General features: G+C 57.0%; 15 protein-coding genes. 10 read left to right on the plus strand and 5 right to left on the minus strand.

Annotation, left to right across the window (positions count from 1 at the left end):
- Positions 1-5: 5 nt before the first annotated feature.
- From AC2FLA_RS02550 to AC2FLA_RS02575, 6 genes are all read left to right on the plus strand, one after another.
- Positions 6-1,739, plus strand: coding sequence for a sensor histidine kinase (locus AC2FLA_RS02550; RefSeq protein WP_496720248.1), 1,734 nt, complete (start codon positions 6-8; stop codon positions 1,737-1,739).
- A complete protein-coding gene (locus tag AC2FLA_RS02555) occupies positions 1,736-2,965 on the plus strand; it encodes a sigma-54-dependent transcriptional regulator (protein WP_496720250.1) in 1,230 nt (409 codons plus the stop codon). Before AC2FLA_RS02550 ends, AC2FLA_RS02555 begins: the two co-directional genes overlap by 4 nt.
- Before the next feature lie 371 nt (positions 2,966-3,336).
- Positions 3,337-4,338, plus strand: coding sequence for a DctP family TRAP transporter solute-binding subunit (locus AC2FLA_RS02560; RefSeq protein WP_496720252.1), 1,002 nt, complete (start codon positions 3,337-3,339; stop codon positions 4,336-4,338).
- A 115-nt stretch (positions 4,339-4,453) separates the two neighbouring features.
- Positions 4,454-5,131, plus strand: coding sequence for a TRAP transporter small permease (locus tag AC2FLA_RS02565; protein ID WP_058271493.1), 678 nt, complete (start codon positions 4,454-4,456; stop codon positions 5,129-5,131).
- Entirely contained in the window at positions 5,131-6,507 is a 1,377-nt protein-coding gene (locus AC2FLA_RS02570) for a TRAP transporter large permease (protein WP_058271494.1), read from the plus strand. Before AC2FLA_RS02565 ends, AC2FLA_RS02570 begins: the two co-directional genes overlap by 1 nt.
- 326 nt (positions 6,508-6,833) lie before the next feature.
- A complete protein-coding gene (locus tag AC2FLA_RS02575) occupies positions 6,834-7,145 on the plus strand; it encodes a DMT family transporter (RefSeq protein ID WP_496720254.1) in 312 nt (103 codons plus the stop codon).
- A 2-nt stretch (positions 7,146-7,147) separates the two neighbouring features.
- Here AC2FLA_RS02575 and tpiA read toward each other — a convergent pair whose 3' ends face one another.
- Positions 7,148-7,897 carry a triose-phosphate isomerase gene (gene tpiA, locus AC2FLA_RS02580; protein WP_496720256.1) on the minus strand — a complete coding sequence of 250 codons (750 nt, stop codon included), beginning with the start codon at positions 7,895-7,897 and terminating at the stop codon, positions 7,148-7,150.
- A gap of 121 nt (positions 7,898-8,018) precedes the next feature.
- On the opposite strand from tpiA, the gene AC2FLA_RS02585 reads away from it, so the two are divergent.
- Positions 8,019-8,930 (plus strand): isopenicillin N synthase family dioxygenase, encoded by a 912-nt coding sequence (locus tag AC2FLA_RS02585; protein ID WP_496720258.1) that lies wholly within the window; start codon positions 8,019-8,021, stop codon positions 8,928-8,930.
- Here AC2FLA_RS02585 and AC2FLA_RS02590 read toward each other — a convergent pair.
- Positions 8,927-9,292, minus strand: a complete 366-nt coding sequence (locus AC2FLA_RS02590; protein WP_058277823.1) for a HesB/IscA family protein — start codon at positions 9,290-9,292, stop codon at positions 8,927-8,929. The genes AC2FLA_RS02585 and AC2FLA_RS02590 overlap by 4 nt on opposite strands.
- 238 nt (positions 9,293-9,530) lie before the next feature.
- Between AC2FLA_RS02590 and AC2FLA_RS02595 the strand changes: the two genes are divergently transcribed.
- Entirely contained in the window at positions 9,531-9,827 is a 297-nt protein-coding gene (locus tag AC2FLA_RS02595; RefSeq protein ID WP_282168392.1) for a hypothetical protein, read from the plus strand.
- 98 nt (positions 9,828-9,925) lie between these two features.
- On the opposite strand, the gene AC2FLA_RS02600 is transcribed toward AC2FLA_RS02595, so the two are convergent.
- The 3 genes from AC2FLA_RS02600 to AC2FLA_RS02610 all read right to left on the minus strand — a co-directional run bounded on the left by AC2FLA_RS02600 (position 9,926) and on the right by AC2FLA_RS02610 (position 11,555).
- On the minus strand, positions 9,926-10,288 hold the full coding sequence (locus tag AC2FLA_RS02600) for an SUF system Fe-S cluster assembly protein (protein ID WP_058271500.1): 363 nt from the start codon (positions 10,286-10,288) through the stop codon (positions 9,926-9,928).
- 98 nt (positions 10,289-10,386) lie between these two features.
- Complete coding sequence (locus AC2FLA_RS02605; RefSeq protein WP_108858729.1) at positions 10,387-10,665, minus strand: NfeD family protein; 279 nt, start codon at positions 10,663-10,665, stop codon at positions 10,387-10,389.
- Positions 10,665-11,555: an SPFH domain-containing protein gene (locus tag AC2FLA_RS02610; RefSeq protein WP_496720260.1), complete on the minus strand. Its 891-nt coding sequence runs from the start codon at positions 11,553-11,555 to the stop codon at positions 10,665-10,667. The genes AC2FLA_RS02605 and AC2FLA_RS02610 overlap by 1 nt, the downstream gene beginning before the upstream one ends.
- A gap of 177 nt (positions 11,556-11,732) precedes the next feature.
- Here AC2FLA_RS02610 and AC2FLA_RS02615 point away from each other — a divergent pair, with 177 nt between their 5' ends.
- Positions 11,733-12,644, plus strand: a complete 912-nt coding sequence (locus AC2FLA_RS02615) for a nucleoside hydrolase (RefSeq protein ID WP_496720262.1) — start codon at positions 11,733-11,735, stop codon at positions 12,642-12,644.
- Positions 12,645-12,708: 64 nt separating this feature from the next.
- Positions 12,709-13,839, plus strand: coding sequence for a tRNA guanosine(34) transglycosylase Tgt (tgt, locus tag AC2FLA_RS02620; protein ID WP_496720264.1), 1,131 nt, complete (start codon positions 12,709-12,711; stop codon positions 13,837-13,839).
- Positions 13,840-13,999: the final 160 nt, after the last annotated feature.

The following is a 13,999-nucleotide window of genomic DNA, read 5'->3' on the forward strand; positions in this document are numbered from 1 at the left end:
ATATCATGCAACGCGTTTGGGTCATTCTGGGATTTTTGTTTGCTGTCGGCCTGTTGACCGCAGGGGTCTGGTCCTATGGCTACCGTCAAGCGCTGTCGCAGCTCAGCGAAAAGGCCGAGGCTGACCTTGAACTGGCTGCCGACCGGCTCAGCACTCAGATGCAAGTTTATCAGGAACTGGCCGTATTGATGGCCACGCATCCGGTTCTGCGCTCCCTTGAGACCCCGGGGCAACAAAGGGCAGCGCGCGCGATATTGCTGGACGTCGCCGACAAGACCTCGGCCGTCAACATGATGTATCTTGACCGAAGCGGGCAGGTACTGGCCTCGGCGCAGCCGGTTGTGTGGCCAAACATGGCGAACCACCCCGCGTTTCGGCGTGCATTGCAGGGCGCAATGGGCAGCGCGCATGGGGTTGTGGAAAGCAGCGGAGACCGCACCTATTCCTACGCCGCCCCGGCCTTTGGTTCCGCTGGTCAGGTCGAGGGTGTATTGATCGTTGTGGCCGATGTGCAGGATGTGGAACAGACCTGGCGCGGCAGTACCGAGGCGGTGTTCTTCACCGACGGGGACGGTGTCGTCTTTATCTCAAACCGATCGGATCTGCTGTTTTGGCACCGGGATGAGGGTCAATTGGGCCTGACACCCCCAGACGGCGGATTGGTCGATTTTGCTTCGGTTCTGGTCGGTCCACACGAGGTCTGGCAGCTGAACTGGGGACGGTATCTGCCCAGCCGCGCATTACACCTGATGCTGGATTTGCCGGTGATCGACATGACGGCTGAGGTTCTGGTGGATGTGGCCCCCGCGCGGCGTTTGGCGGGGTTGCAGGCGGCAACCGTAGCTGCAATCTGTCTGGCCTTCGGCGCGCTGCTGTATCTGGCGACCGAACGCAGGCGCACATTGGCCGAGGCCAACACGATTCTGGAAAGCCGGGTCGCGCAACGGACGCATGCGTTGACAGCTGCAAACACTGCTCTGCGCCATGAAGTGCGTGAACGTGAAGACGCAGAAGCGGCTCTGAAACACGCTCAGGAAGAGCTGATCCAGGCAGGTAAACTCAGCGCGTTGGGCCAGATGTCGGCCGGTATTAGTCACGAACTGAACCAACCGCTGATGGCAATCCAGCAATTCGCAGACAATGGCGCGGCTTTTCTATCCCGCGGCCGGGATGAGAAAGCGTCGGAGAACCTGACGCGTATCTCTGCTATGGCGGCGCGCATGGCGCGTATCATCAAGAACCTGCGTGCCTTTTCGCGCAATGAAAGCGAACCGATGGGCAAGGTTAATCTGGTTCAGGTGATCGACACGGCGGTAGAGTTGACCGAGGCGCGGTTGCGGACCGAGGATGTCGGTATGGATTGGGCCCCGCCCAATAACCCGGTTTACGCATGGGGCGGCGAGGTGCGGTTGGTTCAGGTGTTCGTCAACTTGATTAACAATGCCGCCGACGCGATGAGTGGGCAAGACGACCGCCTCATCCGCATTGCGATCGACCGCGGCGACAAGCTGGCCGTGACTGTCCGCGATATCGGCCCGGGCATCGAAAACTCGGAAAAACTGTTCGAACCGTTCTATACGACCAAGGCTGTCGGAACCTCTGAGGGGATGGGGCTTGGGCTTTCGATCTCGTATGGTCTGGTGCAAAGCTTTGGGGGTAACATCCGGGGTGCAAATCTGGACACCGGGGCGCTGTTTACCGTCGAGCTTGAACCTTTCACGGAGCACGAGGTCGCATGACGCGGAAAATTCTACTGGTTGATGACGACGCTGCCGTCCGCGAAGCTTTGGCGCAAACACTTGAGTTGGCAGATTATGATCCGGTTACTGCGGGATCCTTTGTGGCAGCAAAAGACCATATTCGCGCCGACTTTCTGGGTGTGATCGTTTCGGACATTCGTATGCCGGGCCGGGATGGATTTCATCTGCTGAACTACGCGCGTGAGGTTGATCCAGATTTGCCCGTTGTTCTGTTGACCGGTGAGGGCGACATCCCGATGGCGGTGCAGGCCATGGGACAGGGAGCTTTTGACTTTCTGGAAAAGCCATGTGCGGCGGCGGACCTGCTGCCCGTGTTGGAACGTGCCTTTGACGCGCGCGCGCAGGTGATCGAACAGCGTGCCCTCAAATCAGAGCTTGAGCGCGGCGACCCCGCAGCGCGGCTTTTGTTCGGCCTGTCCGCACAGGCCGAGGCCCTGCGCGAACGGGTCCGATCCGTCGCCCCCACCGGGGCAGAAGTTCTGGTAACCGGGCCACCGGGCAGCGGGATATCGAAAGTGGCCGAAGTCGTTCATCTGATGTCGCCGGTCGGGCAGGGGCCGTTCGTCAAGCGCCCGGCCTCAGGGCTGACGCCCGAGGGGTTGGTACGCGTGTGCGAAGATGCGGCCGGTGGGTCGTTGTTCTTGGATGAGGTTTCGGCCATGCCAGACGCCACGCAATACGCCGCGCTTGAAATGATAGAGCAGGGCACCGGTTCTCGGATTGTCGCGGGAACAACCGCAGATCTGGCGGTGCTGTCAGAACAGGGCCAATTCAATGCGGACCTGTTTTATCGCCTGGATGTCATGCGTGTGCGGATCCCGTCGCTGGCGGAACGACCCGAAGATATTCCAGTGATCTTTCGCCATTATGTCGCGCAAGCGGCGGAACAGGCGGGCATTGCCGAACCCGAGATTACCTCGGAGCACCTTGCGTCGTTGATGGCCAGCGATTGGCCGGGCAATGCCAGATCGCTGATGTCGGCGGCGATGCGGTTCGTGTTGGGGATGCCGGAAGAGGTGGCACGTGCCGCTGATCTGGGGCTGAACGAGCAAATGGCGCGCGTAGAGCGGTCGTTGTTGATTGCGGCGCTGGGTCGGCACAATGGCAAAGCCTCGGATGCGGCAAGTGCGTTGAAACTACCGCGCAAGACTTTTTACGACAAACTGGCGCGCTATCAGATTCGCCCAGAAGACTATCGGCGCTAACGTGGGCACCCGCCGCCTTTGACTGCATTATCATGCATTTAAAGGCGTTGGGCCGGGCAGCCTGCATTCGCAGGCTGCGGGTGGTCACCAGAGAATCAGGGGGTGAGTCGTTCGATCTGATTCGAAGTGCGTGCGGAAATCCGCACAGCCGGGGAAATAAATGTGCGGATTTTCGCACAACGGGTAGTGTCACTGCCTTTTGATGGCGGGGAAGTGCCTTCTAAAACTATGAAGTAAAACAAAAATATTTGAACTTTCCGAATTTCGAACAAAAAGTTGAGCGGTGTCCCTTGATTCGCTTCACTGCGCCACATGAGACGCCGATCCGGCGTTGACTGAAGGTTTCATGGAAGTCTGGGAGGAAAAGACAGATGAAATTCCTGACAACTGCCGCTACTGCGCTGGCGTTGAGTGTTACAGCAACCGCCGGTATGGCCGCGTGTGATGACGGCGAGATTGTCGTCAAGTTCGCGCATGTCACGAACAGTGACAAACACCCCAAGGGCATCGCGGCATCGCTGCTGGAGCAGCGCGTCAATGACGAGATGAATGGCGTGATGTGCATTGAGGTCTATCCGAACTCAACGCTCTATAATGACGACAAGGTGCTTGAGGCGATGCTGCAAGGCGACGTCCAGTTGGCCGCGCCGTCGCTGTCGAAATTCGAGAAGTTTACCAAACAGTTCCGCCTGTTTGACCTGCCGTTCATGTTCAAGAACATCGATGCCGTGGATGCATTCCAGGCTTCGGCGGATGGTCAGGCCATGAAGGACAGCATGCAGCGCCGCGGCCTGCAGGGGCTCGCGTTCTGGCACAATGGCATGAAGCAGATGTCGGCCAACAAACCGCTCGAGGCTCCGTCGGATGCCGAAGGCCTGAAATTCCGTGTTCAATCCTCGGACGTTCTGGTCGCCCAAATGGAAGCCATTGGCGGCAGCCCGCAGAAAATGGCGTTCTCGGAAGTTTACGGTGCGCTGCAGCAGGGCGTTGTGGATGGCCAAGAAAACACCTGGTCGAACATCTATGGCAAGAAGTTCTTCGAAGTGCAGGACGGTATCACCGAGACCAACCATGGCATCATCGACTATCTGGTCGTGACATCGGTTGACTGGTTGGACAGCCTTGATCCCGAGGTGCGCGATCAGTTCCTGACCATTCTGGGCGAAGTGACCGAGACACGGAACAAGGAAGCCTTCTCGGTGAACGAAGCAGCCAAGGCTTCGATCACTGATGCCGGCGGCGTCATCCGCGAGCTGAACCCCGAACAGCGTCAGGCCTGGGTCGATGCGATGAAGCCCGTTTGGGACCAGTTTTCCGACGACGTAGGTCAGGATAAGATCGACGCCGCTCAGGCCATCAACGCCGGATTCTGATCCCGGTTGAGGCCGCGTGTCCAAAGACTGGGGAGTGGCGGACACGCAGGCCGGGCGGGCCGTAATTTGGCCCGCCACACCTAACTCTCATCACCAATAATGTGGGGACAGAAAAATGTCTGGTTCGAAACCCGGCCAAGGCGGGCTGGTCGACCATATCGAAGAGACCATGATTGCCGCTCTGTTGGGCGTGATGACGGTCGTAACCTTCGCCAACGTGATCGCACGCTTTGTGTTCAATTCCAATATCTTATGGGCGCTTGAGCTGACGGTTTTCACCTTTGGCTGGCTGGTTTTGCTGGGGGCTTCTTATGCGGTCAAGAAACACGCGCATCTGGGTGTTGATGCAATCCTGAACATGCTGGCCCCGGCGCCGCGCCGCATTCTGGCGCTGATATCGGTGGCGTGCTGTCTGGTGTTCTCGCTTCTGCTTCTGAAAGGGTCGTATGACTACTGGGCCGTGTTTGCGGACCTGCCGCCAACATCGGGCCGCTGGTTCCCGACCGGGTTCAATTTCGACGCACGCAGCCAGAGTTTTTACGAAGTTGACGATATACCGATGGTCGCGCCACTGCGCTTCCTCGAGGATCTGATCAACTACGGCGAGGGGTATGAAAAATTGCCCAAGGTGGTGCCGTATCTGGTGTTGCCGGTGTCGATGCTGCTTCTAGTGATCCGCTTTGCTCAGGTCGCAGTACAAATCTGGCGGGGTGAGACCGACCGTCTTGTTGCCAGCCACGAAGTCGAGGACGAGATCGAAGAAGTCCGGGCTCAGCAAGGAGAGCATGACTAATGGACGTCGTACTTCTATTCTCTATGGTCATCGGCCTGTTGCTGATCGGTGTGCCGATTGCGGTGGCCCTGGGTCTTAGCTCGACCCTGTTTCTGCTGATTTATTCCGACAGTTCGTTGGCTTCGGTCGCGGGAACCCTGTTCGAAGCCTTTGAAGGCCACTTTACACTGTTGGCGATCCCGTTCTTCATTCTTGCGTCGTCCTTTATGACGACTGGTGGAGTGGCGCGTCGGATCATCCGCTTTTCCATCGCCTGTGTCGGGCACTTGCCGGGCGGTCTGGCGATTGCGGGTGTTTTTGCCTGTATGCTGTTTGCCGCGCTGTCGGGATCGTCTCCGGCGACTGTTGTGGCTATCGGTTCTATCGTCATCGCCGGTATGCGGCAGGTTGGCTATTCTAAGGAATTCGCTGCGGGTGTGATCTGTAACGCGGGTACGCTGGGAATCCTGATCCCGCCATCCATTGTCATGGTGGTATATGCCGCCGCCGTTGAGGTCTCGGTCGGGCGGATGTTCCTTGCGGGCGTCATTCCGGGCCTGATGGCGGGTCTGATGCTGATGGTTACGATCTATGTGATGGCCAAAGTCAAGAACCTGCCCAAGGGTGAATGGAAAGGTTGGGGCGAGATCTTTATCTCGGCCCGCGAAGCCGGTTGGGGTCTGTTCCTGATCGTCATCATTCTGGGTGGTATTTATGGCGGTATCTTCACACCGACCGAAGCTGCTGCTGTCGCTGCCGTCTACGCCTTCTTTATTGCCAGCTTTGTCTACAAGGACATGGGTCCGCTTAGCACCAATGGGGATGGGCAGAACATTCCGCTGTTGAAAAAGCCCTATGCTTTGGTCACGGCGTTCTTTCACCCTGACACCAAGCACACGCTGTTTGAGGCCGGTAAGTTGACGGTGACGTTGCTGTTCGTCATCGCCAACGCGCTGATCCTCAAGCACGTGCTGACCGATGAACAGGTGCCTCAGCACATCGCTAGTGCAATGCTGTCGGCGGGTCTGGGGCCGGTTACCTTCCTGATTGTGGTCAACGTGATCCTGCTGATAGGTGGTCAATTCATGGAACCTTCGGGACTGCTGGTCATCGTGGCACCTCTGGTGTTCCCGATCGCGATCGAGTTGGGCATCGACCCAATCCATCTGGGCATCATCATGGTGGTGAACATGGAGATTGGGATGATTACGCCTCCGGTTGGGTTGAACCTATTCGTGACCTCGGGCGTGGCCGGTATGCCGATGATGAGCGTAGTGAAGGCGGCGCTGCCGTTCCTGGCTGTCCTGTTCGTCTTCCTGATCATGGTGACGTACATACCGTGGATATCGACCTTCCTGCCCAACACGTTCATGGGGCCTGAGATCATTACGAACTAGCGGTTTCTTTGACAGAACAGAGGGCCGGGTCTGTCGTCAGATCCGGCCATTTTTTGCGTGCGGAATCGATCCAGATAATCTGTAACCCATTGGATACCAACCTAAACGCGAACCCATCAGTTTCGTATCACCGGTTGAATTGCCGCATTTAGAGTTTCATCTCGTCAATCAGGCGACGATCGTTTGCCCGCCCGGGTGTCCCTAGTTGCTCAATTAAGAATCCAACCTCTTGAACCCCGGTTCAGTGGGTATATCTTTCAACCGAGGACGACCTCGCCGATTTGGCTGATCATTCGGGACGACCCGAATAGATGTGAGGTGTCTCTATGCCCTGGATTTTTTTGCTATTCGCTGGCCTGCTGGAAATTGTCTGGGCCGTCGCCATGAAGCAATCCGCCGGTTTCACGCGCCTATGGCCTACGGCCCTGATGGGCGTGTCGATGATCGGATCGTTCGGATTGCTTGCCCTAGCGATGCGCGATCTGCCTTTGGGCACGGCCTATACGATCTGGACCGGCATCGGTGCAGTCGGGGCCTTTATGGTCGGCGTAATGTTTCTGGGTGAGGCGCTGACTGCGCCCCGCCTGATCGCGGCGGCCCTAATTGTGGCGGGGCTGGTGACAATGAAACTAGCCTGACCTCAGGCCTTTTGCAGGGCGTCGATAATGCCGGAAAAGTCCTGGGCCTTCAGGCTTGCGCCGCCCACCAAAGCCCCGTCCACATTAGAGACTGCAAAGATTTCGGCTGCATTTCCCGGTTTGACCGAACCACCATAGAGCAAACGGACCGAGCGGCCGACACCTTCGCCAAATCGACGCTCCAGCCGGGCGCGGATGAAGTCGTGCACTTCTCCGATCTCGTCCAGGGTGGGAACCTTGCCGGTGCCAATAGCCCAGATTGGCTCATAAGCGACGATCAGGTTTTCGCCGGTTGACTGGTCTGGGATCGAACCGGACAACTGTCCGCCGATTATGTCCAGCGTGTTCGCGGCCTCGCGCTGTTCCAGGCTTTCGCCGACGCAAATGATGGCTTTCAGGCCCGCGTCCATCGCGGAACGTGCTTTGGCGCGGACATCCTCATTCTGCTCTCCGTGATCTTCGCGCCGCTCTGAATGCCCAAGAATGACGGCGCTTGCCCCTGCATCAATCAGCATCAGGGCGCTGACATCGCCAGTATGTGCGCCGGATTCGGCTGCATGGCAATCCTGACCGCCGACATCAATTCCGGTGTCTTTCACCGCCTCTGCCGCGCGATGCAGTAGGGTTGCCGGTGGGCAAATCAGGACGTCCACCGATGCATCAGGAAACGATGTAGCCAGCGACTGAAGCTCGGGCAAATCAGCCGCAGTTCCGTTCATTTTCCAGTTTCCAGCTGCCAGCTTGCGCCGCATAACGCGTACCCCCAAATAAGTTGTTGTTTGCTCATCGGATAGCACCACCAGCCGAGCCTGACAATTCCGGTTGCAAAGGTCCGACCACAACGGCAGGTTCCGCGTTATTGTGGAGGGCGGCATGATCGACGATCTGGATCTGAGAAAACTGGATGAACGCGAGGCTTCAGAGATGGCAATGCTGCTGCATGCCATTGGTGAAGTTGGGTTTTTAACGGTGTCGAACACCGGGTTGAACGCCGATCAAGTCCGAAACGTGATCGAGGCGTATCGCGACTTCTTCCATTTGCCGGACGTCCAGAAAAAAACCGTTGATATGGCGATGACGGGTTCAAACCGAGGGTGGGGCGCGCCGCGATCAGAACAGGTCGACCCAAAGGCCAATCCGGATTTCAAGGAAGTGTTCGACTGTGGTTACGAATTGCCTGCGGGCAATTCTTATGCCGGAAAAGGGCTCAGTGTGTATGCTCCGAACCTGTGGCCGAATAATCCCGTGGATTTCCAGCATATTATCAGATCTTACTACAGTGACGCTTGCAATGTGGCGATGCGCGTTCTTCGGGCCATTGCGGTCGCTTTGGGCCGGGATGAACTCAGCTTTGACCGTGCCTTTGACACGCCAATGGCCCTATTGCGCGGGAACTACTATCCAGAACGCCCGGTATGGGCAGGTGATCGGGATTTTGGCATCGGGGCGCATACAGACTACGGTTGCCTGACATTGCTGGCCACGGACGGGGTCTCAGGGCTTGAGGTCCGCATGCCGGATAACAGCTGGCAACCTGTCTCTGCGGCGCCTGGTACATTCATCATCAACTTTGGAGAGATGCTGGAATTCTGGACCGCCGGAAAAGTCAAAGCCACCGAGCATCGCGTCATAGGCGGGACGCAGGAACGCATTTCGGTCCCGCTTTTCTTTAACCCGTCCTACGACACCAATGTTGCTCCGCCAAGCTCAGGCAAAACGATCAGCGCAGGTGACCATCTTACCCGGCGCTACAACGAAACCTATCTGCACCTGCAGGCGACTTAGTTTTGTGTGGAAAGCGTCTCGTCAAATTTGATGGATTCGCCGCAACCGCAAGCGTCCACGACATTCGGGTTGCGGAACTTGAACCCGGCTTCCAGAAGCGAGACCTCATAGTCGATTTCAGTTCCGAACAAGAACATCTGCGCCATTGGCGCGATCATGATGCGGGCACCGTCCTGTTCGACCACTTCGTCATTGGTATCGGCTTCATCCACGTAGTCCATGGTGTATTCCATGCCAGCGCAGCCGCCTTTCTTGACGCCAATGCGCAACCCTGCATGACCGCCGGACGCCATCAGGCGTGCGATCTGCTCGGCCGCTTTGGTCGTCATTGTCACGGCCTGTTTGCCGGGAATGCCAAACATGATGGTCTCCGTTGCGCTACGTTATCCCTAATCTAGGGCCGAGAGGCGTCAGGCTCAAGACATAGCAGACCTGCTGACCTAAGTTTTACCGGCGGTGACGTCGCCAAACGACCAACTACCACAGCAAACTTGCGTCACTCCCGGTCTTCGCCTTAGCCTGACGGTTGTAACAAGATATTTGAGCGAAGGGCGAAGGAAGATGGTGAAGATCAGGCATTTCCGCAGAAAAATTATTACGATGCAAGCTGTTGTTACAGTCTTTCTGACCGCGGGCTTGGCACATGCAACTACGGATGGCGCACGACATCCAGTGAATTGCGCAACTGCCGAGGGGGATCTTCGGGCCATCGCCGCAGAAAAGAAGCACGCAGAAGACCAGCAGGCAGAAAGTATCATTGCGATCACTCCTGCCGGTGCATTGCTGGGACTGGTCACGGGAACCGAGCAAAAAAGACTCAGCATGTTGAATGGCGATTACGTCAAAGAGCTGGATCAACGCGCGGCCGAGATAAAATCGACCTGCGGCGTGGAATAGGCTGCTCGGGCCCCTTGATGCAAAAAGGGCTGCCCCGGTTCATGGACAGCTCTTTTTGTTATCTTTCAATGCTTTACTCGGTAAAGCTAAGCGAAATTCTACATGAATCCCAGTTCAAGACGTGCTTCGTCTGACATCATCTCCATGCCCCAGGGGGGCTCCCATGTCAGCTCGACGTCAACCTCTTTGACGCCAGCGACCGGTTCGATTGCCTCGACAATCCAGCCTGGCATTTCACCGGCGACTGGGCATCCGGGCGCGGTCAGTGTCATGATGACCTTCACCGCGTTTTCCTTGGTAATATCGATCGTATAGATCAGACCCAGATCGTAGATATTCACCGGAATCTCGGGATCGAAGACGGATCTGCAAGCCTCGACCACGGAATCGTAGAGTGGATGATCGATGGTCGAAGGCGCGATCAGCGGCGTACCTTCGAACTGTTCACTTGGATGGGTCATTCGTGCCTCGGGGCTGTTACCTGAGAAATTATATAGGGAAAGGCTGGGGCAGCGTCCAGTGGTGCCGTGTGGCCCCCGGGACGCTGCGTCGATTTGGATCAATCGTTGATATCGTGGCGGAAGGTTTTCACCTGGCCATGGGGCAGGGCGAACATGCGCCGCAGGATCAGCCAGGCCACAAGCGAAAGACCCGCAAAGATCAAAAGCAAGACCGCCAGGCTCGGGGCAAAACCGGGGATCACAAGCAAAAGCCCTGTGACCGCCGCTCCAATCGCAAAGCCAAGAAAGATGAACCCCGGCAAGACGATCTCAAGTATGCCCAGAGCTAGCGCTCCGGCCAGCCAGAGCCACCATGTCAGCCAGAAGGGATCAGCCATTACTTTCCTCCTTTCAACATCTTGAAGGCATCGCCAAAGGCCTCAAGCGCATTGGCGGGAACCACGATGGTCTGCGACCCAGTGCCGTTACCCAGCGCGTTCAGGGATTCGACCTGCTTCAACGCAACCTGATACTGGGCAGCCTCGATACCATTGTCCTGAATGGCCTTGGCGACCACGCCGGTTGCATAAGCTTCGGCCTCGGCCTGGATACGGCGGGCTTTTGCGGTCTGCTCGGCCGCATAAAGTTCCGCGTCCGCATTCAATTCGACCGAACGTTTCTGACCTTCGGCCTCGGTCACCTGCGCTCGGCGGGCACGTTCCGCGTTCAACTGTTGTAGCATCGCATCCCGTGTGGCCTGATCCAGGTTTACGTCCAGAATCTCGGCGCGGGTGACTTCGATCCCCCAGTCGTCAACGGCAGTTTCGACGCTTTCCTGAATGCGTTCAATCAGTTGCGCGCGGTTGGACTGCACCTCATCCAGATCCATTTTACCGATTTCGGCACGGACGATACCTGCAACGGTTGTCGCAATCGCTCCGTCGACGTCACGGATACGGTACACGGTCTTTTCCGGTTCAAGAATACGGTAAAACACCGAAGTATCGATCTGAACCAGAACGTTGTCCTTGGTGATTGCATCTTGCGTCGCATTCGGTAGCTGGCGTTCAAGAATGGATATCTTGTGACGCGCAACATCAAGAAAAGGAACGATAAAGTTGATTCCGGGGCCAAGCACCGAGTGCAGGCGGCCAAAGCGTTCAACCACGTATTTTTCGGACTGAGGCACAATTTTGATGCCTTTGAAAATAACGACGACAATCAGAACTGCCGCAAGCAGGTAAATCATGTTCGATGTTAGCAACCCAATGATCTGTTCTTCGGTCATATCTGTCCTCTGTATTATTGTGTACTATGGTATACACTTGGGGATTGACTCGCCCATTTTCAACTCTGGTATGGCGGGAATGGGGATAGATGCAAATCTCTGAAAACCACAATGTAGCGTGGAATATTTTGAATGTGGCTGCTTTGCATCCGGTTGTGATTGCGCTATCGGGCGGGGATGAAACTGATAATTGATACAGATCCGGGCATCGACGATGCGATGGCCATTGCCTATGCCGCCGCTGCACCAGAAATAGACCTGATCGGCCTGACCACGGTTTTCGGCAACACGCATGTGCACCAATCCAGCCGCAACGCGCGGTTCTTGCTGCATAAACTGGGGTTGGACGCGCCAGTGGCCGAGGGAGCGCCGCTTCCAGTAGGCGCGACCAACTACGATCCTTCGGAACATGTGCACGGCCCCGAAGGATTCGGTGATTTGACCGACATCCCGCAGATTGGGGAAAATCACTCTCTGACGGCGGCCGAATTCCTTGTCGAGCAGGCGCGGGAACACAAGGGTGAGCTGGTCGTCTGCGCCATTGGTCCGTTGACCAATGTCGCCGATGCCATGCGGTTGGACCCAGAGTTTGCAGGCAACATCAAGCGACTGGTGATCATGGGCGGTGCCGTGTTTTGCCCCGGGAACATCACAGAGCATGCTGAGGCCAACATCTATCACGATGCGCAGGCTGCGGATGCAGTGTTCGCGTCTCCGCCAGATACCGTTCTGGTCGGCTTGGATGTCACTCTGAAAACTCTGTACGAGACCGCGGATTTTGATGCTTTGGCGGCGCGTTCCGCTGACATGGGCGGTTTCCTGCGCGACATCTCGAAATTTTATCTGAAGTTCTACAAGGATATCGGCGGATTGGAAGGGTGCGGCCTGCACGACTCGACGGCTGTGATTGCCTGTACCCACGAACCCATGTTCGAGATAGTCGAAACGGGGCTTCAGGTTGAGGTAGATGGTCCGCAAATCGGGGCAACCCGACCGGAGGCCAACAGACCAACGGTGCGCGTATGCCGGGATGTGGACGGGGCAGGGGTTGTCAACCTGTTCACTGACCGCGTTGCGTCATTGCCCTGACGGCTTGCAATACCAGCGAAGATCGGGCAATTGCTGCCCGGTTCAGCGACCCTGAGGCATTCACATGACAGACCGTTTCTCTTTTGACCTGAAGGCCACGGACGGCAAAGCCCGTACTGGAGTAATCAATACTCCGCGCGGGGAAGTTCGCACGCCGGCCTTTATGCCGGTTGGCACCGCGGCAACGGTCAAAGCGATGATGCCGGAAAGCGTACGCGCCACAGGGGCGGACATCCTGCTGGGCAACACCTATCACCTGATGCTGCGCCCGACCGCTGAACGGATCGACCGTCTGGGCGGGTTGCACAAGTTCATGAATTGGGAACGGCCGATCCTGACGGATTCCGGTGGGTTCCAAGTCATGTCGCTGGCCGGGTTGCGCAAGCTGACCGAAAAAGGCGTGACCTTCAAATCGCATATCGATGGCTCGCGCCACGAATTGACGCCTGAACGGTCGATGGAGATTCAGCGCCTGTTGGGGTCCGACATCGTTATGTGTTTCGACGAATGCCCAGCGTTGCCCGCTGACCGGGATCGCATTGCCGAATCGATGCGCCTGTCGATGCGGTGGGCCGAGCGGTCGCGTGATGCTTTCGGGGATCGCCCGGGTCATGCTTTGTTTGGCATTCAGCAGGGCGGACTTGAGCAGGATTTCCGCAAGGAATCGGCCGAGGCGCTGAAAGAGATCGGTTTCGAAGGTTACGCCGTCGGTGGTCTTGCCGTGGGTGAAGGCCAGGAAGCGATGTTCGACGTGCTGGACTTTGCGCCGGATATGCTGCCGGTCGACAAACCTCGTTATCTGATGGGCGTTGGAAAACCGGATGATATCGTTGGCGCTGTTGCGCGTGGCATTGACATGATGGATTGCGTGTTGCCGTCCCGTTCGGGGCGCACAGGGCAGGTATTCACGCGCTACGGCGTGGTGAACATCAAGAATGCCCGCCATTCAGATGATCCGCGCCCGTTGGATGAACACTGCACGTGTCCTGCCTGTACAAACTACTCCCGCGCTTATCTGCACCACGTGTTCCGTTCGAATGAAATGATTTCTGGCATGCTGCTGACCTGGCACAACCTGCATTATTTCCAAGAGATCATGCAGGGGATGCGTGACGCCATCGCTGCCGGAACATTCGATGCGTGGCAGGTCGAGTTCCATGCGCAGCGCGCGCAAGGCGATATTGAGCCTGTTTGATAGGCGCTTGGCGTTTTGGTGATCAAAATCACCGAATAGTCCATCAGGTGCCTTGCAGTCCCGAACACCTCAGGTCATTCTCACCATGAGAGATGGCGGTAAGGTTGAAAAAGGGCGTTAACTGCCCCACCTTTATCGTCCAAGACAGGAGACGGCCGGG

It is taken from the genome of Ruegeria sp. CDSA033 (assembly GCF_059612305.1).